Below are 25273 nucleotides of genomic sequence, written 5' to 3'. Positions count from 1 at the left end.
CAATCTGTGTTTCGAGAGGTTCGAAGGAAAAACCCCGGCCGGCGGGCCGCTGTTGCAGAAAGGCCGAACAGCCGGGGCAGGTGGGGCCGGGCCCGATGATCAGGCCCGGCAGGTCAGGGGAAGGACCCCAGGGAGATCAGTTCGCGGCCCAGCGGGCGACCAGCTCGTCGTAGTTCACGGTCTGGCCTTGCGGCTTTTCGTTCTCCAGTTTCGGCTTGGCGCCGCCATTGGCGTACCACCACTCCGCGTCTTTTTCTTCGTTCAGACGCGGGCCACAGCCGCCATAGACATTTGCCTGTTCGTCAGCGCGCTGCATGCGGGACATGGTGATGTCCATTTCAGAGGCCAACCGGTCCATCGCTTCCTGCGGGGTGAAGGCACCGGAGTTCACGTCACCGATCTGCTGCCACCAGATTTGCGCCAGCTTGGGATAGTCCGGCACGTTGATGCCGGTCGGGGACCATGCGGTGCGATCAGGCGAACGGTAGAATTCCACCAGACCGCCGAGTTTTTCGGACCGTTCGGTGAAGCTCTCGTGGTTGACGGAGCTGTCGCGGATGAAGGTCAGACCCACATGGGACTTCTTCACGTCGACGGTTTTCGACACCACGAACTGCGCATAGAGCCAGGCTGCCTGTGCGCGGTCGATCGGGGTGGAGTTGAGGAAGGTCCAGGAGCCCACGTCCTGATAGCCGACCTTCTGGCCTTCTTCCCAGTAGGGGCCATGCGGGCTGGGCGCCATCCGCCACAGCGGCGTGCCGTTGTCGTCGACGGTGTTGTTGCCTTCGGACTTCGGCTTCACCATGTCGGCGGTGAAGGCGGTGTACCAGAAGATCTGCTGGGCGACGTTGCCTTGCGCGAGTGCCGGCAGGGACTGGTAGAAGTCATAAGACGCGGCACCCGGAGGCGCGTATTTGCGCAGCCATTCGTCCCACTTGCGGATCGCATAGACCGCCGCCGGACCGTTGGCAGCCCCACCGCGGGTGACGCTTGCGCCCACCGGGTTGCAGGTGCCTTCTTCCATGCGGATGCCCCATTCGTCGATCGGAACACCGTTGGGTTCACCCTTGGAGCCCGCACCGGCCATCGACAGCCAGGCATCGGTCATCCGCCAGCCCAGGTCCGGCGCACGTTTGCCGTAGTCCATATGGCCATAGATCGCGGTGCCGTCGATTTCCTTGACATCCTCGGAGAAGAACTCGGCGATGTCCTCATAGGCGGACCAGTTGACCGGAACGCCCAGCTCGTAGCCGTATTTCTCCTTGAAGGCCGCCTTCAGGTCTTCGCGGTCGAACCAGTCCTTGCGGAACCAGTAGAGGTTGGCGAACTGCTGGTCGGGCAGCTGGTAGAGGTCGCCATCTGGGCCGGTGGTGAACTGGGTGCCCATGAAGTCGTCAAGGTCGAGACCGGGGTTGGTCACATCCTTGAACTCGCCTTCCATCATGTCGCTGAGGTTGTAGGCGAGCTGCAGGCGCGAGTGGGTGCCGATCAGGTCGGAATCGTTGACATAGGCGTCATAGAGGTTCCGCTTGGTCTGCATCTGGGTCTGCACCGCCTGAACGACTTCGCCCTCACCGAGGATCTGGTGGTTCACCTTGATGCCGGTGATTTCCTCGAACGCCTTGGTCAGCACTTCGGATTCGTAGCTGTGCGTCGGGATGCCTTCGGAGAGCACGTTGATCTCCATGCCCGCATAGGGCTCGGCAGCTTTGATGAACCACTGCATCTCTGCAAGCTGTTCGTCCTTGGTCAGGACCGAGGGTTGAAACTCCTCGTCAATCCATTTCTGGGCTGCTGCCTCATCGGCATACGAACCCGTTGCCGCAATCACAGCACCAGCTGCAACTGCGGTCAAAAGATACTTCCGCATCTTTCTCCTCCCTAAAGTCTGTAAGGTCGGATGTTTTTTGCGCATCCAACTGGCAAAGAGGGTTCACTGATGGCGGGGAATTGTCAAACTAATTTTTTAGTAATCTTGTAGGGCTCTGAAAATAAATGTGATTTTTTTCAACCTGCGCCGCGCCGTTGAACTGCGGTAATCCGCCGGTCGCGGGGTTTTGCGGACCAGACGCCGCTTTGCCACTCCGTGTTGCGACCGGTTTTTGGGGATGTTGAAGCGCCGTGATTCCGGCTATGAGAGCCGTCATGACTGCAGATGCTCCATTTGAAATATTCCTCATCGCCCCGCCCGGGTTGGAAACACCCCTGTGCCAGGAGGCCCGCGCGGCCGGATTTGCCAATCCCCGGCAGGTGCCCGGCGGGGTTGCCTTTGAGGGGACCTGGCAGGATGTGTATCGTGCCAACCTGTATTTGCGGGGGGCGACACGAGTGCTGGCCCGGATCGGGTCCTTCCGGGCGTTTCATCTGGCGCAGCTGGACAAACGCGCGCGCAAATTCCCCTGGGGCGAGGTGCTGCGGCCGGATGTGCCGGTCCGGGTCGAAGTGGTCACAAACCGGAAATCCAAGATCTATCACGCCGGCGCTGCCACCCAGCGGATCGAGACCGCAATCACCGAGGAGCTGGGCGCGCCGATCGCCGGTGAGGGGGATCAGGCCGAGCCGGTGACGGTGAAGGTTCGCATCGACGACAATACCTGCATCTTCAGCGTCGATACCTCTGGCGAGGGGCTGCACAAGCGCGGCCACAAGGTCGCGGTGGGCAAGGCGCCGATGCGGGAAACCCTGGCGGCGCTGATGCTGCGGGCCTGTGGCTATGACGGCCAGGAGCCGGTGCTGGACCCGATGTGCGGCTCCGGCACCTTTGTGATCGAGGCGGCAGAGATCACGCGGGGTCTGGCGCCAGGGCGGGGGCGGCCGTTTGCCTTTGAGCGGTTTGCCAATTTTGATGCTGACGTCTGGCAGGCGCTCAAGGCGCAGCTGCCGGCGCCGCGGAATTCCGAGCTGCGCCACCATGGATCTGATCGCAACGCAGGGGCGGTGGAGATGGCAACGCAAAACGCGGAGCGCGCGGGCGTGTCGGACCTGTGTCGCTTTGGCCATGCGGCGGTGAGCGACCTTGAGCGCCCGGAGGGGCCGGCGGGACTGGTCATCGTCAACCCGCCCTACGGCGCGCGGATCGGCAACAAGAAACAGCTCTATGCGGTCTATGGCGCGCTGGGCGAGGTTCTGAAGACCCGGTTCTCCGGCTGGCGTGTCGGGCTGGTGACCAGCGACACCCAGTTGGCGAGGGCGACGGGACTGCCCTTTCTGCCGCTGGGCGCGCCGATCGCCCATGGGGGGCTGAAAGTGCGCCTATTCCGGACCGACCCGCTGCCCTAGGCGCAGGTTTTATGTCGGAGGGCACGGGGCACGGCGCCTGCCGCACAAATGCAAATGGGGCGCCCGCGAGCGCCCCAAAGCCTGTGTCGGATCGTGATCGGGTCAGACCATTTCGAGCAGTTCGTCTTCTTCTTCTGCGGTGGTGTCGTCCTCGTCCGAGACCTCCTGCGACATGAGCGCCATGACGTCGTCGAGGTTGGCCGTCTCGTCTTCGGACGTATCCGGATCGTCGTAGCCGCCGACGATGACCTCGGGAGAGTCGCTGTCCAGACCGGTGACAAGCGCGATGCGGCTCAGGTCGACGTCTTCCAGCGACAGCGGGCCATTGTCGGACCACAGCGTGAAGGACAGGTTGTCGACATAGCCATCGGTGCTGTCGGGCGTCTGGCCGAACTGAAGCCCGATGTCGAAGGTCTCCGACAGGGTGGTGCCATCTGCCAGGGAGTTCACCGCGTTGGGATCGACCTCTGTATTGGTCAGCGGGATCGCGTTGTCATCGGGGTGAATGTTCAACCCTTCGGCGGTTTCGTCGTCTGTCAGGTTCATGAAGATGCCGTCGATGTCGGTTTCTTCGCTGTCCCAGGAGGTCGGCACCACCTTGAAGAACAGCTGACCCTGCTCGGTCTGGCTGACCTCAAACGTCAGCTGCTGGCTGTCGCCGAGGGTGAAGTCGATGGTGACCTTGCCGCCATTGCCACCTGTGTCCCCACCGGTGTCGCCCCCCGTATCACCGCCAGTATCACCGCCCGTGTCGCCGTCATCATCATCGTCGTCGTCATCCCGACCGCAGCCGCCACGGTCATCGTCGTCGCGGTCCCACCATCTGTGCCCGCGTCCGCCGCGATCATCATCGTCGTCGCGGTCCCACCATTTGTGTCCACGTCCGCCGCGGTCGTCGTCATCGTCGCGGTCCCACCATTTGTGACCACGCCCGCCGCGGTCGTCATCGTCGTCCCGGTCACGATGGCGCCCCCAGCGTCCGCCGCGATCATCATCGTCGCAGTCGCGCCCGTCGTCATCATCGTCGTCGCGCTGATGCTTGTCGCGTCCGAAGTGCCAGCCGAATTTGTCGTCATCCCGGTCGTCATCATCGTGATCGCGCCAGGATTTCGTGCGTCCGCCGCAGCCGGACCACGCGTCGTAGTTCCAGCCGTGGTTGTTCCAGCTGCTGAACTTGCCCCCGAAATGCGACTTTCCGCCAAAGCTGTAGGATTTCCCCCAGCCAAATGAGAACCATGTCATGGCCACCATCCCCTCAAATCTGATTTACTCACTTCCACCACACGGGGGCCAGCATACCGCTCCCTCATACCGGGACGGGTGGCACTGGCTGACCGCATGGCGCCAGAATAGAAAGGCGGGGGAGGGTGCCTCCAAATTTTCTCAATTTTTATACAAAATCGCCCTTTTCGGGGGTCGCATCCTCGACGGTGTGGCGGCGACATGCTCATTGTTTCCGTTGCGTCACCAGTCACACGGTGGCTTGCAAGGATTCGCGTCGCTGTTGAGGGTAGGGCGGCAACGGGGCTGACACCTGCCGGGAGGGGCAATGAGGCAAGCCGAGGATTTTCGCGAAGAAAGCCGTGTGCTGGCGGCCTGTATCGCTCGCCAGCCGCAAGAGATCTATGGCATGCAGACCCAGTTCAAGCGCTGGACCGTCGAGGACGTGCTTGGTCATCTGCATTTCTTCAACGCCGCTGCTGCCGCCGCGCTGGAGGGGCCGTCGGCATTTCACACCATGATGGGTCCGGCGCTGGAAGGGCTGGATGCGGGGCAGAGCATTCTGAGCTTGCAGCGGCCCTGGTTGAACGGGCTTGGCGGGGCGGCGCTGTTTGAGGCCTGGATGCAGGGCAGCGAACAGCTCGCCGATGCGTTCGCGCAGGCGGATCCGAAATCCAGGGTGTGCTGGGTTGGTCCGGACATGAGCGCCCTGAGCGCGGTGACTGCGCGCCAGATGGAAACCTGGGCGCATGGGCAGGCGATCTTTGACCTGCTGGGGGCGACGCGACCCGAAAGCGATCGGATCCGGAATATCGTGCATCTGGGTGTTGTCACCTTCGGCTGGAGCTTTCAGGTGCGGGGACAGGCGGTGCCGCCGGTGCCGCCCCAGGTGCGTCTGGAGGCACCATCGGGAGAGGTCTGGAGCTGGAATGCGCCGGATGAGGCCAATCGAATCGAGGGGCAGGCGGTGGAGTTTGCGCAGGTGGTGACGCAAGTCCGCAATCTGGCGGATACCGGATTGCGCGTGACCGGCGCCACCGCAGGCGCCTGGATGGCGCAGGCGCAGTGTTTTGCCGGACCGCCGGAGACCCCACCTGCACCGGGCACCCGTTATGCCATGGCCGGGCAGGGCCAGCGCGGAGCCTGAGAGCGGGCCATTCCGTCCGACACCGTATCGGTCGCGCCTAGGGACGCCGCGCCGCACACAGGGGGGGGCATCAGGGCGAGATGGGCGTGCCCCGCGTCAGGTGCTGCGGTGATAGGCGCGCACCAGGCCAGCCAGCGTCATGCGCGCCTCATCAGCCTGCGTCACCGGGATATACTGGCTTTCGAAGGCTTTGAGGTAGGGCGCGGCAAAGTCTGGGGGGGCGATCAGGGCCATGTTCTGCCCCAGCCAATAGGACCTTGCGGCGGCCAGTTCGGCCCCGAGTACCGCGCCCCAGGTCCGTCCCAGCGCAGCGGCGTCGGAGAGCCGCGCGGCAGCCTGCTGGGACCGGATTTCCGCCAGGCGCAAGGCCAGGGTTTCCGGTTTGGACAGCACATCCTGCAGCGGCTCGGTCTGCGCGGCAACATCAGCCGCGTCCCCTGGCTGTGCCGCGGGGCACATGCTGGCAATCAACGGCCAGCTTGCGAAACTGATGAAACTCACGATTTCCGAGGCGCTGATCAGGACCCAATCGGTGGCAACGGGGCCCGGCACGCAGATCACACCATCCCAAGACGGGTTCAGGCTGAGAAAACCATCGATGCGGCAGACCGATCCGGTGAGGCGCAGATCCGGCTGCGCCTGCGACAGCGGTGACATGCTCCGGACTCGCCCGCTTGCATGCGCGGTGGCACGGGCGGGCAGATCAGCCGGTTTGGCCGGGACCGGCACCGCCTGCGCGCCCTCTGCGCCGCAGGTGATCAGCGGCGCGCCGGGGGCAAGCGCCAGCGCGGCGTCGAGGTCGGACACCTCCGTTGCCGCCACATTCAGCTGATCGCCGTCGATCGTCCAGGCGCGCGGCGGGCTGTGGTGGGGATCAAAGGCGATCCAAGGTGAGGTGGGCGGTGTGGCGGACATGAGCGACCCCGGGCATCTGGAACTTTGCCGGTACAGATGCCGTGTTTTTTGAAAAAACACAATCGCAGGGTGTCACAATCCTCGGTTTAGTCTGACTATACCTTTGGTTCGCTGAATTAGACCAATGCATTGCTAAAAATTTTAGAGTTTTGGGTAATCTGAGGCTAGATCCCGCTGCCGGACGAAATAAGCGTAGCATGGGTGCCCGAAGGCCCCGCAATCAGAGCGCGAAACTTTGCCTTCTGCGCAACAGTTGGGATCTTTTCCCTCTCTGCGGCTCTATGGACTATGTAAGTTTTTGAAATGTGTTAACGCATCTTAATTTCTAGGAGATGCGTCTGTGTGAGGTCCAGCAATGGGAAGAACTGCCGTATTGGACAAGCGTCGAAACGAGATCGGCGGCCTGAGTACACCTCATCCGCGACGCGGGATCTCCCGGCCTGCGGGAGGCGTGTCATGAGTGATGTCTTTGCCCCAAACGGGGGGGCCTTCATCGCGCTGCTTGCGCGATACGCGGCGGGCAAAGGGTACAATGTACTTGCATCGTTGCAGCAGGAGGCCACGTCTTCCGATCGCGGGTCCGCTGTGGTGCAGGCCTTGCCCGTCCATGAACACGCCATGGTTCTGGACGCGGCCGAAGACCTGCTCGCCGCGCCGGACATCGGCTACACGTTGGCGCGGGCTTGCGCCCTGCGCGAAGCGGGGCTGACCGGATATGCCATCGGAGCCTCCTCGACGCTGCGACAAGCGCTTCAGACTCTCACCCGCCTGAGCGGGCAATTCCGGATCATCCTTCCGGGCGCGCCATTTGGACCCGCCGCGGGATATGCGGATCTGCAGTGGGACTACGGCGCCCAGGGGCAACTGAATTTGCGGCACTGGAGCGAGTTCACCGCCGCGTTCCTGATCCGCACGCTCAAGGAGCTGAGCGGTGGGCTAGTGTCGCCGGTGCAGGTGGACTTCATGCATTCCGAACATGTCCCGGCCCAGGTGGCCCGTTCGGGTCTTGGCGTGGCGCCGGGGTATCGGGCGCGGGTGAACCGGATCTGCTATCGCGAGCGCGACCTGGATCAGCCCCTGCAAAGCGCGGACCCTGGCTTGCTGCGCCTGCTCATGGAGCATGCGGAACTGCTGGAACGCGTTGACACGCTGGCCCAGAATTCCCTGTCGATTACCGTGGAACGGCTGATCATGGATGGCATGTCGGACGGAGAGGCCAGCCTCGCCAAGGTCGCGGAGCTGCTGGACATGAGCCAGCGGACGCTGTCGCGCAAACTCGCCAGCGAGGGCACCAGTTTCTTTGCCATTCTGGAGGGCGTGCGCAAATCGCTGGCGTTGCGCTACCTGCGGCAGAACGAGAAATCGCTGTCCGAGATCTCCTTTCTGCTCGGCTATTCGAGCCTCAGCAGCTTTAACGATGCGTTCCGCCGCTGGACCGACCAGAGTCCCGGAAGCTATCGCAGCGCTGCCACAAAATCGCCTTGATTTCTGTGCCGTTCACATCGCTGATCCTGATTCTGTGTGGCAAGAAAGGATCGCGCTGATGCTCTTTCGTATACAATTTCGGCGGAAGGGTTGGACTGTTTCCCCGAACGGCGTAGGAAGCGCCAAAAGGTAGGGGTTGGTAACCCTTCGATCAGATTTACATCGATTTTTTGTCAAATACAGTAAGTTTATAGACAGAGTTTGGAGGCACGGATGTGCTTCTGGCGCACTGTCGATCACAGCGGTCCATCGGATGGGGAGCAGATGGACCAGACAGGATGATGCTCAAGGGGTTTAAAGAGTATCGCTTGTCGCCTGATCCAGGCCACGACCGTGTGCGAGTTATATTGGGGGTTAGACTATGAAAACGCTGGATCGTGGGGCGGTCGCAGTTGCAGGGGTCGGGGACTTGCCGGATATGGCGCTGGCCTCGGCATTCCGGGACGCATCCTATGACTATGACCATGGCGTCTACGTGAAGTTCGGCAAACGCGTGCTGGACGTCACCATCGTGCTGCTTGGGCTGCCATTTGTCCTGCCGCTGGTGATCATCTGCGCCTTGGCCCTCTGGGTCGAGGGCGGGCTGCCGTTCTATCGGCAGAAGCGGATCGGCCAGGGCGGGCGGGTGTTCCATATCCTGAAGCTCCGGACCATGGTGCGCGACGCCGAAGGCATGCTGGAGCGGGTGCTGCGCGAGGATCCTGCGCTGCGCCGTGAATGGGACGAAACCCAGAAGCTGCAGGATGATCCGCGGATTACCCGTGTCGGACGTTTCCTGCGCGCGACCTCTCTGGACGAGCTGCCACAGCTTTGGAACGTGCTGACCGGCGACATGAGCCTGGTCGGCGCGCGGCCGATGATGGTCGACCAGCTGTCGCTCTATGGCAAGCCCGACAGCTATTACACGCTGCGTCCGGGGATCACCGGCCCGTGGCAGGTGGGGGACCGCAATGCCACCAGTTTCCGCCAGCGGGCCGTGATCGACGAAGCCTATTGCCGTGAGGTGTCGCTGGTCCGCGATCTGCACATCCTGATCATGACGTTACCCGTCATCCTGCGCCGCACCGGGTGCTGAGCGGGTCTCGCGCAGGGGCGTTTTGGCGCAGTGTCGTGAAATGTAGGTGAAATCGTAAAGGTGTTGCGTGAAAGATAGTCTTGATCACAATAGCCAACGATCAGTACCCACATTCGGTGGAGAACAGGATAGTAGCGAGCAGATGACGGACCAGGGGTTCAAGAAATTTCGGCGACGCCGCAAGCGTGAGGACACGCCTGCGGCCGATCCTTTGCGGTCGGACGCGTCGCGGGTTTCTCCTGCACAGGACCTGCCTGCCGATCCGGGCGCACCGGACATCCAACAGGACCCGGTCGCGGCGCCGAGCGACGCAGCGCCCGCGACCCCGCCACGGGAGGCGGCTGCGCTGTCAGAGCCGGTCAAGGTCGAGGACGTCGACAGCCCACCGGCGAAAGTGGTTCCCAAACGACCACAATCGGCAGCCAAACCAACGCCGCAGCCATCTGTCATGCCGCCGCCGGAGCGCAGCATCCCCCCGATCTTTCAGATCGAGCAGGAGCCCGCCTTGCCGGCCCCATTGCCGGATCCCTGGCTGGTCATGCGTCAGGTAGAGATCACCGGGCTGGGACGGCGCCGCAGCCGCTTGCCGCTGGTGGATTATTTTCGCACCTCGCCCACCGCGCGCGCCTTTGACCTGCTGCGGACCCGGATGTTGCACACCTTGCGCGACCACGGGTGGAAACGCGTGGCGATCTGTGCCCCGACCGCCAAATGTGGTGCCAGTTTCACCGCGGCCAACCTGGCTCTCAGTCTGGCGCGCGTGCCCGGCAGCCGCACGGTGCTGATGGACATGAACCTGCGCAACCCGGGGGTGGCCAAGTCGCTGGGCCTGGAGCGCGCGGCGCTCTACAGCGGGGATATGCCCGGGTTTCTGCGCGGCGAATTGCGGCTGGAGGATCATCTGGTTGCGGCCGGAGACAGTCTGGCACTGGGGCTGAACACCTCCGCCTGTTATAATGCCGCCGAAGTGCTGCACGAAGCGACCTGCGCCGCCACGATAACCGACATGATCCGCCGCACCTGCGCCGATGTCGTGCTGTTTGACATGCCGCCGGTGCTTCAGAACGATGATGTGGCGGCCTTTCTGCCGCAGGTCGATGGGGTGCTGCTGGTCTCGGATGCAGAGCAGACGACAGCGCGCCATCTGCGCGCCTGCGAGAAAATGCTGGCGGGTCACACCCAGCTGCTGGGCGTGGTCCTGAACCGGGCGCGCAACGGCGACGGATTGAACAGTACGGACTGAACACACGGACGGCATTCCCGCAGCCGGGCTTGCGGCGGCTTTGAATGCGAACATTAGAAACACGGACCCATGGCTTCGATTTATTCACTCTCGGACTTTCTGGACCTTCTGCGCCGCCGCGCGGGGGTGATCCTGCTGGTCACGTTCCTGGGGTGTGTGGCATCGCTCTGGATCGCGCTGTCGCAGGAACAGGTCTATTCCAGCACCGAGGTGATCCAGATCACCCGGCCCAAGATCGCCGGTGAACTGGCGCGCTCTACCGTCGACGGGTCCTCCGCCAGGCGCATCCAGCTGATCGAGCAGCGTCTGATGGCGCGGGGCACCATTCTCGAAATCGTTGACCAGCTGAACCTCTATGCGGATCGCCCGGGGTTGCTGGCGTCCGAAATCGTACCGCTGGTGCGCCAGTCGGTGACCCTGACCGGCACGGCGGCGGCGCGCGAAGGCATGTCGGATGACGGCGCGATCTCGGTTCTGACGATCACCGCGGTGATGCCGACGCGGGAACAGGCCCAGGCGGTTGCGCGCGAGTTTTCGCGGCGCACGATCGCGCTGAGCCAATCCACCCGGCTGGAGCAGGCGCAGGAAACGCTGACCTTCTTTACCGAGAAGGAAAAAGCGCTGATCGACCGGATCGCGGCGCTGGAAGAGGAAGTGGCTGATTTCCGGTATGCCAATGCCGTGACCCTGCCGGGCGCGATCGAGATGCGCGGTGCCGAGATCGCCGCGATCAACGAGAGCCTGCTGGAGCTGGCGCGCGAAGAGATCCAGATGCGCAAGGCCGCGGAAGAGGCGGTCGCAACGCAGCGCGAGGGGTATGCCCGCCGGATCCAGGCCGAAACCGAAGCCAAGCAGGAAGCGCTCGAGGCGCAACGCCGGCTGCTGGAAGAGCGGCGCGAGGTGCTTGAGGCGTCACTGGAACTGACGCCGGAAGTGGATCGCCAACTGGCCAATTACGACCGTCGCATGGAGCAGATGCAATCCGAGCTGGAGATCATGACGCAGCGGCGGGCCGAGGCCGAGGTGGGCTTTCGTCTTGAGGCGTCGCGCCAGGGCGAACGGCTGACCGTGATTGAGGCCGCCTCGCTGCCGGATTACGCGGTGGGGAGCGGGCGCAAGGCAACAGCGCTGAAGGGGGGGCTGGTGAGCCTCATCCTTGGGGTTGTGGTCGCATTCCTGCTGGATCTGCGTCACCCGGTGCTGCGGACCAGTGCGCAGATGACGCGCGAAACCGGCCTGTCGCCTGTGGTCTCCATCCCCGTGCTGGAGCCCCGCCGTCGCGGGCTGCTGACGCGGTTGCTGCGGGCGCGCACCACAGTGGCCCGGGCTGCACCCAAGACCTGACACCCGCCAAGTGATCCGGCCTGATGCGACGGTGCCTGCGGTTGCCGGGCTGACGGGGCATGTGGCGCGTGGCGGCGAGCGCCTGAACAAGGGCTACATCTGAAGCAGAACCGAACTGATCTGATCCCAGTGATAGGCCAATGCGCCGCCGCAGATGATCAGGCTTGCCGACAGAAAGCCGATATCGTGCAGCGGATCCTGTGCGGCATAGGGGCGGGTATGGCGCATCAGAACCGGGTAGGAGAAGACCACGGCAAGCCCGAGCGCTGCGATACCGCCGATCAGGCCGAACTGGGTCATCCCGAGGAGAAACAGCGCCGTTTGCAGCATGGCCCGGGTGGCGGTGTAGAAAAAGAACCCTTTGGTATTGCCGGCGGCCAGCGCGGCGCGGTCATAGGTCAGCACGATGATCGAGGGCGCCAGGCTGGCGGCAAGAAGCACGATGATCGCACCGGCGTCGTCATAGCGCGCATCATAGAGCAGGTCGACAAGCCAGGGACCGATCCAGGCCATCAGCCACAGCATGGACAGGATACCCGCGGTCAGGACAAACCGCAGCTGTCGCTGTTTGCGCCGGTTGTGCGGGTTCTCGCGCGCGGGTTTGTCGCGATAGACCGGGATCATCAGACGCTGATTGACGTCCTGACCGAGCTGCACGGGAAAGCTGGCCAGGAAGAAGGCGATGTTGTAGATCCCCATCGCCTCGAGCGTCAGATATTTGCCGAGAATGGCGCGGTCGCCCTGGGTGGTCAGGAAAAAGCAGGCGGTGGACAGGAAGATCCACTTGCCCATTCCGATCAGTTCCTTGGTGGCGGCGGGCTCCCAGCGAAACTGGTTCTTGCGTCCGGGCAGGGCGAGATGGGCCAAGGCAAGACGGGCCGCTTCCTGCAGGACGCTGCCGATGGCCAGCGCGACGACCGACTGGGTCAGGATCGCCAGGGCGACCATGCTGGCGATGCCGAACACCTGCGCCGCCAGGGTTATTGCGGTCACCCGCCCGACCATGAGGTGGCGATAGGCGGTTTCCACCCGGGTTGGGGTGAACCCCTGCAGGGCCAGGCTGAAACCGGCGATGGGCAGGCAATAGGCCAGTTCGTCCGCGTTGTAGAAGGCCGCCGCCGGCAGGGCGAGCACGCCGGTCAGCACCCAGAGGAGACCGCCGCGGCAAATCTGCACGGTCCAGGCGGAGTCGAGGAAATCAGGATCGTCGCCGCGCGGGTTCTGCGCGATCGCATTGGACACGCCCATGTCGGAAAACAGCGACAGCCCGATGATGATCACGGTGACCAGCGCCATCAGGCCGAAGGCTTCGGGAAAGAGCAGCCGGGTCAGGGCAAGATTGGAGGCGAGGCGTAACACCTGCCCGGTGCCGAAACCGAGGATGATCCACGAGGTCGATCTCACGACACGTGCCATCAGGCTTTGGCCAGTCAAGGCGGTTTTCATCGAGGTCCAGAGCATGTGGTTGCGGATCGGCTGCAGGCTAGGCGGCGCGGCGGGCGAGGTCAATTGCGATGCGGCTGTCCGGCGGGGTTCTGTGCTAAAGTGCGATGAGGCTGACCTTTTTTGCTGCCAGAGGCGGTCAGGGATGCTGGGCAAAACCTGGTGAAACGCCTAGTCTTGGCGCTAAGACAGGCAAGGAAAGACCGACGCGTGAAGATTGCATATGTGCTGAACACCTATCCGCAGCCCTCCCAGAGCTTCATTCGGCGTGAGATCCATGCGCTGGAGCGCCGCGGCATCGAGGTGGTGCGCCTGCCGATGCGCCCGGGGACACAAGAGCTGACGGACCCGGGGGACCGCGCAGAGGCGGAGCGGTGCCAGTATATCCTGCGGTTCGGGGCGGCGCGTCTGCTCTGGGCGTTTCTGGCATATGTTCCGCGCGCGCCGCGGCGCTGCTGGCGCGCGGTGCGGCTGGCGTTGCGACTGGGGCACATCAGCGGGGCGCGGTGGCGTGCCCTCATCTATCTGCTGGAAGCGGCGATGGTGCGCCGGATCTGCGACCGGCAGCAGTGCGCGCATCTACACGCCCATTTTGGCACCAATGCCACCACGGTTTCCGTGCTGGCGCATGCGCTGGGGGCACCGGGTTACAGTTTCACCACCCATGGGCCGGAGGAATTCGACGCCCCCCACAGCCTTGCGCTGGGACAAAAGGTCGACAGTGCCCGGTTCTCCGTGGCGATCTCCAGTTTTGGCCGCAGCCAGTTGAGCCGCTGGGCGTCCTTTGGCGCCTGGTCGCGGATCAAGGTGGTCCATTGTGGCATCGAACCGGACCGTTTTGCCGCGCCCAAGCCGCTGCCTGAGGGGCCGGTCAGGCTGATCTGCATTGGCCGTTTCGTCGAACAAAAGGGGCAGATGTTGCTGGTGCAGGCCTTGGCGCGCGCCGTGCGGCAGGTCCCGGACCTGCATCTGGCGCTGGTGGGCGACGGCGACATGCGCGGGGCGCTGGAAGCCGAGATCGCGCGTCTCGATCTGTCTGCGCATGTGACACTCACCGGCTGGCTCACCGAGGCGGAGGTCCGGGCGCAGCTGGAGGCGGCGCATGCGCTGGTCATGCCCTCGTTTGCGGAGGGGCTGCCGATGGTGATCATGGAGGCGATGGCCTCCGCGCGCCCGGTGCTGGCCACTTATGTCGCCGGCACGCCCGAGCTGGTGCAGCCGGGAGAGACCGGCTGGCTGGTGCCTGCGGGGGATGTCGATGCGCTGGCGCAGGCGCTGGTGGATCTGGCCAACACACCGCACAGCGGGTTGGAACGCCTCGGCCGTGCCGCACGGGAGCGGGTGTTGCAACGCCATGACATCGATCATGAAGCAGGCAAGCTGGCCGCACATTTTGCCGAGGCGATCAAGGCAGACGCCTGAGGCGTGGTGCCCGATGCCGGTGGGCAGCGTCTGAAGAGCGCGCTAGCGTCCCCGCTCCCAGTTGGAGCGATTGGCAAAAAGCGGCGAGCGGACGGCCACGGCCACCGCAAGATAGACGAGTAATCCAACAGGGTGGCGCCTCGCGATCCGAAGCAGCCGAGGCAGCGTGACCGGGATCTTGTCATCGTTGCGCAAGAGATCAGGGAACCGGCGGGAGATTTCCGCGACGCCCTGATCCTGCCGCCGCCGGACGCGCACCAGATTGCGAAACCCCTCGACCATGGGCCAGGTGTAGCCGGCCAAAAGGCGCTGACGTTCCTGCGGCGTGAACTGGAGCCGGGCGAAGGTGTCGTCCGAGATGATCGCGGGCCAGTGTTCCCAGCGTTGCCGCCCGGCGCGGTTCATCGCAAACACCCCAAAACCGGGCACCCCTTCCTGCACGAAGGGCAGGTTTTGCCAGACCCTGGCGTAGGCGCGCGTGACGATGCTCTGGGCCGCCGCGACCCGGGGGGATCCGCCCCTGTAGGCGGGCCCGGTCACCCGGTGCAGGCTCAGGGCGATCTGCGGCAGGAGGGCAGGGTCGACGGTCACATCGGCGTCCAGATAGACAAGCATATCGCCCTGCGCTTGGGCATCGCCCTGGTTCAGGGCGGCCAGCTTGTCGCCTTTGGCCAGTTCCAGCACATGCAGCGCCCAGCCGGGGGGCGGTGTGCAGGCGCGGGCGCGGTTGGCGGTCTCGTCCGTGCAGCCGTTCGCCAGCACCAGAACCTCGACATTGACATCGGCAGGGAGCGGTTCGGAGGCAAAGAGCGCCGCCAGGCAGCTTGCGATATAGTCCGCCTCGTTGTGGGCCGGGATCAAGACCGACAGCAGGTGGTTCACTTGGCCGCCTCCAGCACGTCCCAGCGCGGGTTGCTGTCTGACAGCGTGCGCAAGGCGCCCCAGCTGCCCCAACGCCCCGCGACGGAGACATCCGAATAGGCCCCGAACAGCGTGCCGCCAAGATCCGGCCAGGCATTCAGGAGCCGGCGGTACAGTTCGGCCATCTCCGCCGTGTAGTTCAGGTGGACGAAAAACTCGGTCAGCATGTCATCGTCGACCAGCGGCCCGTGACCGACGACATGGGTGCCGCCCTCATACATGATGAGGTCGAGGTCGTGTTCCCGTGCAACCTCCGCGTGGTAGGGCAGGACGCGGGTCAGCAGATCGTCGAGCGTTCCGTTCGATTGTGCCGCGTTCAGCCCATCCTGCAATTCGGCCGCAGCCTGTGACACGGCAACGTCAAAGCGATGCGCCGCGACATAATCGCGGGCCGCCGCGCCCCGAAGCCCCTGTTCCGCAGCCGCCTGACGCGCGCGGTCCAGACTGTCGGCGATCCAGGCGCGGACCATCGGGGCATGGTCCTGGGTGCCCAGGAACGCGCCGAAATAGCCGGTGACCGCATAGGCATCAAAACTGTGGTAGGGCGCCTGACGCGCGGGTTCCTCGGCCGTCCAGATGGGCGCGGTCAGGATCTGTTCCTCCAGGCCGAGCCAGCCGGTCTGGGTGGAAATCACCCGCACCAGCCGGTGCGACAAGTCGGCATCGGCGCGCCCGTCCGAAAAGACCTCGGTCCAGATCGCCGCGATGTCGCTTGCCCGGCCGGCGTAGTACTGCAGCCAGAGCCCATCGCTGCCCCAGGCGTCGCGGGCCTGATCATCCGCCCATTGCGCCTGCTGGAACTGCCAGTTCCACACCTCGTTGGAATACTCCACATAGGCGGTGAGGTCTTCGTCCAGCCCCCCGTGCACAAGCTCGGCAAAGTTGCGCGCATAGGTGTCATCGACCTTGTGCGGCAGGGTAAACCAGGCATCCGCGCCGATCCGGTTGGCAAGCGTCACCAGCACCTCGGCGGGAACCCCCTTGCGGGTCCAGGTGTAATCGGCAACCCGCGGGCGGTCTTCCCAGCCCACCTGGTCGGAGTTGTTGGTCTCCATCCAGTCCATGAACCGCAGCGCCGCAAAGCCTTCGATCTTGTCGAGCCAGTCGGGGTTGAACAGGGCGCCCCGGGCAAAAGCGTCCAGATCCTCTTCGCGCACCACGGTGATATTGCGGACATAATCGCCGGTGCCTTCGCGGTCGCTGCGCTGAATGCGGATGTCGACCGCGCCTTCGCCGGGGGTGAAGTCAAAGGAGACCTCGCCCTTTCCATAGCGCACCTGGGTCGCACGACCGCCCACTTCGACGATGCCGTCACCGTCAAACCGCAGCACATAGCGCCCGGCAAGGCCCGTGGCCGTTGGCGGCAGATCGGTCAGCAGCACCGTGCCGATCGACCCCAGTTCGGGCGGAATGGCCAGCGGCCAGCCGTGTGGGTCGAGATAGCCGGCCGCGCGCAGCTCTTGTTCGGTGACGCCGCCCCAGCGCCCCGGCAGATGGCCGATCCAGCTGCGCGCGGTTTTGAAATGATCCAGAAAGGGCGCCTGCGGGCTCCAGTCCCGCAGGGCCGCCAGGTTCATCGCAACGGGCTGCTGGCGGACCTCCGGGCGCGGCCCTGCCATGTCAAAGCGGTCGGGCGCGGCGTTGAGCGCAACCGGGATCGGATCGCTGGGCAATGCCACCGGATCGGGCGGCAGGGCCGTGCGCTGGGGCGCGTCGACCGCGGCATTTGCGGCGAGTTCCTGCAACCGTTGCGCCAGCTCCGGTGAGGGCGCCGTATAGGAGGTGCCCCATTCCGTCTGCAAGACACGCGGCAACCCGTCCGGCGCTGCGCCGGTCAGGACCGCGTATTGCACCAGCGCGAGATAATAGAACCCGATGTCGTTTGGATGGATGTCGTCGGAGAACACGTCCTGAATGCTGCGCAGCCCGGGCACGGTCCCGGCCTCGATCGCATCCGCCAGACGGCCAAGCGCCTGACCCGTCGGCAGCAGACGAATATCGCCTCCGGTGCGGGCTGCGACCTTGTCGACGATGCCCTGCCAGCGTGGCAAATCATTGTCGAGTCGGTCTCGCCAGGGGACATCCCCGCCATCGTCAAAAGGCACCTCCGCGCCGCTGCCGCTCAGCAGGCTGTGCCAGCCCTCCTGGACATAGAGGGTGACACCGGGATTGCTCTCGGCGGCGAGGGAATAGAAATTCACCACCGCCTGTTCGGTATTGCTCCAGCGCAGATGATTGGCGAGCGGCACCGCTTCGGTCACGATCAGCGCATCGACGGGCGCCGTGGCCAAGCGATCGCGCGCGTTGATCCCCTGCGCCTTGTCGGCGTGTTCCCAGTTGTAGCGCAGAGGCGCGCCATTGATGATCTGGTATTCCACAACCGGTCTGCCGTCCTGCCCGGCCGCCAGCAGCTGTTGCAGCATGCGTGGATTTTCCGGTCCGATCAGCGAATGGCCAATCATGACGACAGCACTGAGCAGGTCGGTGGCGCTCATGTCTCCGGGTCCTCGGTTGGCGGCACCGCCACCGCAGGCTGCACGCCGGTGCGGGGCAGGCGGGTGACGACTTCCCAGACCAGCGCCTGCACCTTGGCCGCGCCCTCGGCGTCGAGGGCAGAGACGGCGGTGCCATCAACGAGCGTGACCTGATGTGGCTGACCCTCCGGCGACCGGTGGTACAGCACGGCATAGTGGGTCAGCGCGATGATATATTCCCCAAGCGGGCTGAGGTGGATCTGGTCGAGGCTGCCATCGGCCGCGCGGGCAAAGAGCTGCGCGCGCTGGTCCAGACCGGGGATCTGTCCCGCCTCGGCGGCGCGCACCACAGCGGCCAGGACCTGCCCGCCCGGGATCAGATAGATCGGCGCTGTCTCGGGGCGGCTGCGGGTATCCGTCGCGGTCAGCCGGCCGAGCCAGAGCCTGTCGAGATCGCTGTCAATCCGCTCCAGCCAGCCCGCGGGGTCATCCAGACGATGCCAGGTCTCGTAGAGATAGAGCCGCACGTCCGGGTTGGCGGAGCGGGCCAGGCTGGCCCAGCGATGCAGGTATTTTGCGCCGTCAAAGTAATCAAGCGCATCGCGCAGTTCGACCATCTCGGTCAGGATCACGGCGTCGTACTCGCCTGCGGCCAGCGCCTCTTTGGGATCGCGCCAGACCGGAGCCTTGTTGACGGCATCGAAATCGAGAATGGGTTCGGAGTCTTCCCAATGTGCCCGCAGGGAGGTGCCGGATCCGCGTTGCATGTTGTAGCGATGGCCCTCACCCGCAAACTGCGCCAGGAGATGCGGGATGTTCTGTCCGACGAGGGAATGCCCCAGGTGGTACACCCGCAAGGGGGCCTCTGGCGCCTCCAGCACAGGCAGGTCCTGCGGCGCGGGCCGTGCAGAGGTGAAGCCCCAGATTCCCAGGAGACCGACCGGAACAAGCGCCGTGGCGGCCAGCAGGGCACGGCGGGGAAGGCGCCTCAGCACGGACATCATGTGCAGGGCTCGTTGTTCAGGATTTCGACCGCGGTGATGATGACGCCGCATCCGATGGCAAATCGCCCCTGCAGCCGGGCGCCGGCGCGAAAGGGGGGCTGTTCGCCTGTAAAGGTTGCGGTGAACCCGCCTGCGGCGTTCGCCCCGTCATCAAACGACAGGTCCAGCCCGTCAAAGCCGAAGAACCGCTGCGAAATGGCGTATTGCGCCTTGTAGGCGGCTTCTTTGGCAGAGAACAGCAGCTTGCCCGCTTGACCCGGGTTCGGATGCCGGGCGAGCCAGTCGCGTTCGGTCGCATTGGCGATGGAAGGCCAGAGATCGGCGGAGAGCGGCGTGTCTTCCTCCACATCGATGCCGAGACCGGGATGGGTGCTGTGGCGGGCAATGGCCGCAAGCGCGCAGCTGCGGCAATGGGTGATGCTGCCCGACACCCCCTCGGGCCAGAGGGGCGCGCGTTTCGGGCCGATCAGGATGGGGGCGGGCTCCCGGTTCAACGCGCGCATCGCCTGATGGGCGGCGGCGCGACCGGCGGCAAATTCCCGACGGCGCTTGTCCACCGCGTTGGCAGACAGGCAGGCGCGCTCTTCGGGGAAGGGGGCCGGCAGCGGGCCCTGCGGGTCGGCGCTGCCGACGGCGACCGCTTTCGAGAGCGCCGACCGCAGCAGCGACAGCCGGTCGGAGCCGAGATCGGAGGTATCCTGTTGCGCCTGCGTCATCCGGATTTGGCCTTGCGGTTGGCACGCATCGCGCGCCGTTTTGACATGGTCTCTGCCCGCCCGGCGGGGGCGGCAACGGAGCTTGGGGGATCATTTTGTGCGGCTGTGGCACCGTTTGCAAGATATTCGATGTGATCCGCGAGCCCATCAAGAGTGGGAAAGCGGAAGATGTCGGTGATGGAGAGCCGGTCGACGGCAAGCGCGCTGCGGATGTCGCGGTGCGCCTGAACCGCGAGCAGGGAATGGCCGCCAAGCGCGAAGAAGTTATCGCCCTGCGCCACGTCGTCTACGCCAAGGAGCTTTTGCCAGATCCCGGCGATTTGCGCCTGCGTATGCGAGTGTAGCGCCGCCGCCACCGGGCGGGGGCCGGACCGGGCCGGTTGCGGGTCGGGCAGCGCCTTGCGGTCGATCTTCTTGTTGGGGGTCAGCGGGAACGCCTCAAGCGTCACGATATGTGCAGGCACCATGACCTCTGACAGATGTCGCGCCAGATGGGCCTTGGCCTGCGCTTCGGAAAACGGCGCAGAGGCGGTCACATAGCCGACCAGACGCTCGTCCGTGCCGATTTTGCGCGGGATGACCACGGCGGCTGTCACGCCATCCATCGCGGACAGGGCGGCCTCGATTTCACCAAGTTCAATCCGTTGGCCCCGGATCTTGACCTGATGGTCGGTACGGCCGAGGAACTCGAGCGTGCCATCCGCGCGCCAGCGCACGAGATCACCGGTGCGATACATCTGCTGACCTGCTCTGAAGGGATCAGCCGGGAAACGCTCCGCCGTGAGGTCCACGCGCTGCCAGTAGCCAGCGGTCACACCCGCGCCGCCGATGCACAACTCACCCGCCGCCCCGATCGGCACCGGCTGATCCGTGCCATCGAGGACATAGACGGTGGTATTGGCAACAGGCGTGCCGATGGGCGCGATCCCCTGCGGCGTCCCGTCAAGGGTTTCGACCGTGGACCAGATCGTCGTCTCGGTCGGGCCGTACATGTTGTGAAGCGTCGCGCGGGTCTGATTGCGCAGCGCGTTCACCAGATCGCCGGGCAGGGCCTCACCGCCCACCAGCAGGTGCTGCAAGCGCGCCAGCACCGGGCCCGCATCCGCATCGGTGGCGATCATCCGCGCCATCGAGGGGGTGCATTGCATATGCGTGACGCCGTGGCGCACGATCTGGGCCGCAAGCGAGAAATCATCCGCTGCCAGTTCCTGTACGCGATTGGCGCGGCGCAGCACGTCGGCGAGGGGTTTCAGACCCTCCAGCACCACATGCGGCGCGATGCCATAGTCGATCAGGCAGGCTACCTCATCCACGCCAATGCGTTTGAGGTCCTCGACCCGCGCCACGGCGTCCTCAACGGTGCCGAACAGGCCGGAGTCCTCGAAATAGCGCTCAAAGGCAAAATCGAGGATTGCTTCAAGTTCCTCGGTGCTGAGGCTGCCCAGATCCATCTCGAACGGGTTGTCGACGCCCTTGGGCTTCTTGAACGCGGGGAAGGCCCAGGCGTATTGCTTGATGAGCCCCGCAGCAGAGCGCAGGTAATCTTTCATCGGTTCGCGCGCCACCTCACGGGCGGCCTCGCGGGTGTCAGCCAGATAGGTGTGCAGCATGAGCGTGACGGTGAAATCGGCCGGATCATGCCCCGCCTCGCGCAATGCCGCGTGATAGAGCGCGATTTTTTCGCCCACCTCATCAATGCTCTGGCCCAACAGATGCGTGAGCACATTGGCCCCCACGCGCCCCGCCTCGCGCCATGTTTCCGGGTTGCCCGCCGTGGTGACCCAGACGGCAAGCTCGTCGGAAACCGGGCGCGGCTGTGTTACCACCGAATGGAGGCCGCCATCCTTGCGCGGAAAACCCACCTCTTCGCCGCGCCACAGTTTGCGCACGGTCTCAAGCGCTTCGAACAACGCGGGTTTGTTGGCTGGCGGCGTGTTCTCTGGCCGCAGAATAAAGTCGTCCGGCTGCCAGCCCGAGGCAAACCCGATGCCCGCGCGCCCGCCGGTGAGGTTGTCGATCACCGCCCATTCCTCGGCAATGCGGGCCGGGTGGTGGAGCGGGGCCACACAAGAGCCTGCGCGCACACCGATGTTGCGGGTCACGGCGGCGACAGCAGCGCCCGTGACCGAGGGGTTCGGATAGGGGCCACCAAAGGCGTGGAAATGCCGCTCCGGCGTCCAGACCGCGTTAAAGCCATGGGCGTCGGCAAATTTCGCCCCCTCAAGGAGCAACTCGTATTTCTTTTCGCCCGCGCCGTCGTCATTGCCCCAATAATAGAGGTTGAAGTCCATCTTGCGATCGCTGAGCGCGATGGGGCCATTTGAGAGTTGCAGACGGCTTTCATCGCTGGAGAGCACCAGTTTGAAGCCGCGCGCCAGCGTCCAGAACAGCTCCAGCACGGAAATATCGAACGACAGGCTGGTGACTGCGAGCCATGTGTCGCCGACCTGATGCGGGATACGCGCATCCATGGCGGTGAAGAAATTGGCGACATTGCGGTGCCGGACCATCACGCCCTTGGGCAGGCCGGTCGACCCGGAGGTATAAATCAGATAGGCCAGATCCTCGCCGGAGCCTTCGCTGACGGGTTCGGCAGACGACGTGAGATCGAGCGTGTCGACATGCAGGGCGTGCGCGCTGCCGTCGGGCAGGTCCGGTGCCAGTGCTGCATGGGTGACAATGACCGAGGCCTGACTGTCGGTGATATAATGCGCGATACGATCACCCGGATAGGCCGGATCAAGCGGAACATAGGCCGCGCCCGCCTTCAGAATACCAAGCGTTGCCACCACCAGATCCATGGAGCGGCGCAAGTAGACGCCGACGTGGCTGCCGGGTTTCACGCCCTGCTGTTGCAGGTGCCGAGCCAGCGCATTGGCGCGCTGGTTCAGCGCAGCATAACTCAGGTGCTGATCTTCAAAAACGAGGGCCGTTGCATCCGGTGTTCGCGCCACCTGAGCCTCGAACGCGGCATGGATGGTCTGATCTGCCGGATAGTCCGCGTCGGTTGCATTCCATTGCTCCAGCATCTGCTCGCGCTCGGTGTCGGGCAGCAAGGGCAGGGCTGAAAGTGCAGTGTCTGCCTGTGAGGGCAGTGCCGCCAACAGGCATTCGAGGCGTGCCGCCAGCAGGGACAGTGCCTCTTGGGACAGATGCCGGGACTGTAGCTGCACGCGGTTCCCGGACTGGATCAGGGCCAGTTGGGCGTGGTCCGGCACGCTGTCCGTATCAAGACACAAAACCACCGCCGGAGGGGCCTGCACAGAAATCTCTGGCGCGCGCAGGATCAGATCCGTTGCAAAACCACCCTGATCTTCCGCTCGGGTGAGAACCGCCTCAGCACGGGTCGCAAGGGTCGAGAATGCCTCCTGCGTTTGGGCATTGAGGGGCACCCAATCGGCCATCAGCCCGGACTTTGCCGCAGACTGTAGCGTGGGCAGGCTGAGCGCGATCGACCCCTCGGTCTCGCCCAGACTGCGCAACACCCATGCAAGCGCAGCCGCAGCCAATATTGCGGGCGGGCACTCTGCAGGCAATTTGATGTCGGCGGTTTGCGCGTCGCCTTTTTCAGCAGTCTGCAACGGGACCGGTAGGGGCCGCATGCCTGACAGCGCGCGCCGCCAGTAGGTCTCGGGCGTCTGGCTGGTTCGCGCCACATTTTCCAGCGCGTTGATGTCACTCTCGGCAAGAGCAGGGAGCACATCACCTGCGCCCAGAAGATCACGCAGGCTCAGGGGCGTGCCAGACAAGGTTGTCAGCGTCCCGAGCCGAATAGCCCCATCGGCGCAGGCAATGGTGACGTCGTCACCCGTGACGGCGAGGATCTCGCCCGTTGCGCCAGCGCCCTCAGCGGCATGCGCCTGACCCACCGCAACGAACTGATCGGCCAAGCGGATCTTTGCAGTGGTGAGCGGGTTCCAGTAGCCGCCCATATCCAGGCCACGGACAACGCGCAGCAGCTCCGCAACCGAGCGGTCAAAGCGCAAAGTCCCGGCGGCCTCCGGGCGATCCGCGCGGGCGTGATAGCGGCGCTGGTTCAGATCCTGTGGTTGGCGATTAAGGGTGCCGCTCTCCAATTGGTCGAGCACCTCGGCAAAGCTATCAAGCGCTGCGCCATAGCACTTCGAGTTGAGGCTAAAGGCGGTTTCATCCTCGGCGATCGCAAAACGGCGCTGGGCGAGTATGTCGCCTTCGTCCACACCGCCCTCGATCATGTGCCATGTGATGCCGTGTTCCGCGGCCCCTTCGAGAATGGCCCAGTTGGGAGTGTTCAGACCTGCGCGTTCGGGCAGCGGGCCATCGTGGAAATTGACCGCCCCCCGGCGGGCCTTGGCAATCACTGCTTCGGGCAAGACCCGCAGGTTGGCAATCGACAACAGCCAATCAAAGTCGCCCTCGATGTCACTCGGGGCAGCAAGAACCTGCAGCCCTTTGGATGCGGCCCAGGAGGTGATCTCGGCACTCTCGCTGACCACAGCCCGGATCTCGTGACCACGTGTCAGCAATGCCTCGCTACACCCGATCAGCAGGGATTCATTGCCAATGACGACGGTTGAAAATGTCATGACTTATGTTCCTCCAGAACGGCGTCGGACGCAAAAGGCCGGGCCGGGTTTGGCGCGGGCAGGGGGCGCAGCAGCCGTTTGAAATGATGACGCAGCAGGTCGCGATGAAAATGGGGTGCATCGGCGCGGGGCTTGCCAGAGGTCAGCCGGCGCAGACCATAGAGTGCCCCGCCCAGCAGCCGTGCAAGGGTCGCCCCGATGGCATAGATCGGACCGTGGGTTTGCGTGAAATAATGCAACCGCGAGTCCAGCCAGAACTCCGGCGTGCGCGCCCATGTCTTCATGCCGGTTGAGGCTGACCCCACATGGGCAACGGTGCTGTGTGGGATGTAATGCGTCCGCCAGCCCGCACGTGCGGCGCGGTGGCAGAGTTCGGTTTCCTCGAAGTATAGAAAAAACGTCTCGTCAAAGCCGCCGATGGCCTCGATGACCTCGCGGCGGATCATCATGCTGGCCCCGGCGGTCCAATCCACTTGTTGTGCGTCGTTTGGGATCTCCAGTGGCACGATGGCGTGTTTCAACAGGCGCGAGATCACACCGGTGCGCGCGGCCCCTTCAAATTCGCTCGCGATGGTCGGAAAGCGAAACAGCGTGCAATGGGGCGTGCCGTCTTCGCCATGCACATACGACCCCGCCAGCCCCGCCCCCGGTGCATTCAGTAGAAAGTCCCGCAATCTGCGAATGCAGTCCTGTTCGGGAAAGGCATCGGAGTTCAGGAGATAATAGAAATCGGGGCGCGACCCATCCGAAAGCCGCGCGCGAAAGCCGATGTTCATGCCAGCGCCAAAGCCGCCGTTGACGGGTGAGGCCTCGATGCGCAGGCGACCACTGTCCAGCCAGCCGCGCGCCGTTGCCCCGGCCCGCAGGGCCTCGAAAGAGCCATCGCCCGACCCATTGTCGATAATCAGCACTTCGCCGGGCAGATCTTCCATCTCCTCCAGCGCCGCCTCGGCAGAGCGCAGCGTCATGGCGGGCGTGCGAAAGTTCAGGATGATCGTGAGGATGGTCTGCGCGGTCAT

At 64.4% G+C, this 25273-nt stretch carries 17 protein-coding genes; 7 read left to right on the top strand and 10 right to left on the bottom strand.

The window, feature by feature from the left end:
* Positions 1-136: 136 nt before the first annotated feature.
* On the bottom strand, positions 137-1870 hold the full coding sequence (locus ACXAF5_RS16395) for an ABC transporter substrate-binding protein (RefSeq protein ID WP_474947418.1): 1734 nt from the start codon (positions 1868-1870) through the stop codon (positions 137-139).
* Between the two features lie 275 nt (positions 1871-2145).
* Here ACXAF5_RS16395 and ACXAF5_RS16390 point away from each other — a divergent pair, with 275 nt between their 5' ends.
* Positions 2146-3279: a THUMP domain-containing class I SAM-dependent RNA methyltransferase gene (locus ACXAF5_RS16390; protein WP_474947417.1), complete on the top strand. Its 1134-nt coding sequence runs from the start codon at positions 2146-2148 to the stop codon at positions 3277-3279.
* Positions 3280-3381: 102 nt separating this feature from the next.
* Here ACXAF5_RS16390 and ACXAF5_RS16385 read toward each other — a convergent pair whose 3' ends face one another.
* Positions 3382-4521: a hypothetical protein gene (locus tag ACXAF5_RS16385; RefSeq protein ID WP_474947416.1), complete on the bottom strand. Its 1140-nt coding sequence runs from the start codon at positions 4519-4521 to the stop codon at positions 3382-3384.
* A gap of 307 nt (positions 4522-4828) precedes the next feature.
* On the opposite strand from ACXAF5_RS16385, the gene ACXAF5_RS16380 reads away from it, so the two are divergent.
* Positions 4829-5647 carry a TIGR03084 family metal-binding protein gene (locus ACXAF5_RS16380; RefSeq protein WP_474947415.1) on the top strand — a complete coding sequence of 273 codons (819 nt, stop codon included), beginning with the start codon at positions 4829-4831 and terminating at the stop codon, positions 5645-5647.
* A 96-nt stretch (positions 5648-5743) separates the two neighbouring features.
* On the opposite strand, the gene ACXAF5_RS16375 is transcribed toward ACXAF5_RS16380, so the two are convergent.
* Complete coding sequence (locus ACXAF5_RS16375; protein WP_474947414.1) at positions 5744-6562, bottom strand: 2-dehydro-3-deoxygalactonokinase; 819 nt, start codon at positions 6560-6562, stop codon at positions 5744-5746.
* A gap of 456 nt (positions 6563-7018) precedes the next feature.
* On the opposite strand from ACXAF5_RS16375, the gene ACXAF5_RS16370 reads away from it, so the two are divergent.
* From ACXAF5_RS16370 to ACXAF5_RS16355, 4 genes are all read left to right on the top strand, one after another.
* Positions 7019-8047: an AraC family transcriptional regulator gene (locus tag ACXAF5_RS16370; protein ID WP_474947413.1), complete on the top strand. Its 1029-nt coding sequence runs from the start codon at positions 7019-7021 to the stop codon at positions 8045-8047.
* A gap of 361 nt (positions 8048-8408) precedes the next feature.
* Complete coding sequence (locus ACXAF5_RS16365) at positions 8409-9122, top strand: sugar transferase (RefSeq protein WP_239323227.1); 714 nt, start codon at positions 8409-8411, stop codon at positions 9120-9122.
* A 142-nt stretch (positions 9123-9264) separates the two neighbouring features.
* Positions 9265-10365 (top strand): CpsD/CapB family tyrosine-protein kinase, encoded by a 1101-nt coding sequence (locus ACXAF5_RS16360; protein ID WP_474947412.1) that lies wholly within the window; start codon positions 9265-9267, stop codon positions 10363-10365.
* Between the two features lie 69 nt (positions 10366-10434).
* Positions 10435-11709 carry a GumC domain-containing protein gene (locus ACXAF5_RS16355; RefSeq protein ID WP_239323225.1) on the top strand — a complete coding sequence of 425 codons (1275 nt, stop codon included), beginning with the start codon at positions 10435-10437 and terminating at the stop codon, positions 11707-11709.
* Between the two features lie 93 nt (positions 11710-11802).
* On the opposite strand, the gene ACXAF5_RS16350 is transcribed toward ACXAF5_RS16355, so the two are convergent.
* A complete protein-coding gene (locus ACXAF5_RS16350; RefSeq protein WP_474947411.1) occupies positions 11803-13155 on the bottom strand; it encodes an oligosaccharide flippase family protein in 1353 nt (450 codons plus the stop codon).
* A gap of 207 nt (positions 13156-13362) precedes the next feature.
* Here ACXAF5_RS16350 and ACXAF5_RS16345 point away from each other — a divergent pair, with 207 nt between their 5' ends.
* Positions 13363-14574, top strand: coding sequence for a glycosyltransferase family 4 protein (locus tag ACXAF5_RS16345; RefSeq protein ID WP_474947410.1), 1212 nt, complete (start codon positions 13363-13365; stop codon positions 14572-14574).
* Positions 14575-14616: 42 nt separating this feature from the next.
* Here the strand turns inward: ACXAF5_RS16345 and ACXAF5_RS16340 are convergent, their stop codons facing one another.
* From ACXAF5_RS16340 to ACXAF5_RS16315, 6 genes are read right to left on the bottom strand one after another with little or no spacing between them, the layout of a single operon-like run.
* A complete protein-coding gene (locus ACXAF5_RS16340) occupies positions 14617-15456 on the bottom strand; it encodes a glycosyltransferase family 2 protein (RefSeq protein ID WP_474947409.1) in 840 nt (279 codons plus the stop codon).
* Positions 15453-17990, bottom strand: coding sequence for a hypothetical protein (locus tag ACXAF5_RS16335; RefSeq protein ID WP_474947408.1), 2538 nt, complete (start codon positions 17988-17990; stop codon positions 15453-15455). The genes ACXAF5_RS16340 and ACXAF5_RS16335 overlap by 4 nt, the downstream gene beginning before the upstream one ends.
* Positions 17987-18973, bottom strand: a complete 987-nt coding sequence (locus ACXAF5_RS16330; RefSeq protein ID WP_474947407.1) for a hypothetical protein — start codon at positions 18971-18973, stop codon at positions 17987-17989. Before ACXAF5_RS16330 ends, ACXAF5_RS16335 begins: the two co-directional genes overlap by 4 nt.
* On the bottom strand, positions 18970-19689 hold the full coding sequence (locus ACXAF5_RS16325) for a 4'-phosphopantetheinyl transferase family protein (protein WP_474947406.1): 720 nt from the start codon (positions 19687-19689) through the stop codon (positions 18970-18972). Before ACXAF5_RS16325 ends, ACXAF5_RS16330 begins: the two co-directional genes overlap by 4 nt.
* Positions 19686-24254 carry a MupA/Atu3671 family FMN-dependent luciferase-like monooxygenase gene (locus ACXAF5_RS16320; RefSeq protein ID WP_474947405.1) on the bottom strand — a complete coding sequence of 1523 codons (4569 nt, stop codon included), beginning with the start codon at positions 24252-24254 and terminating at the stop codon, positions 19686-19688. Before ACXAF5_RS16320 ends, ACXAF5_RS16325 begins: the two co-directional genes overlap by 4 nt.
* Positions 24251-25273: a glycosyltransferase family 2 protein gene (locus ACXAF5_RS16315; RefSeq protein WP_474947404.1), complete on the bottom strand. Its 1023-nt coding sequence runs from the start codon at positions 25271-25273 to the stop codon at positions 24251-24253. Before ACXAF5_RS16315 ends, ACXAF5_RS16320 begins: the two co-directional genes overlap by 4 nt.

Source organism: Epibacterium sp. ABV4_022 (assembly GCF_056159345.1).
Note: the sequence above shows the minus strand (reverse complement) of the source record. Positions and strands in the feature narration are given on the sequence as shown.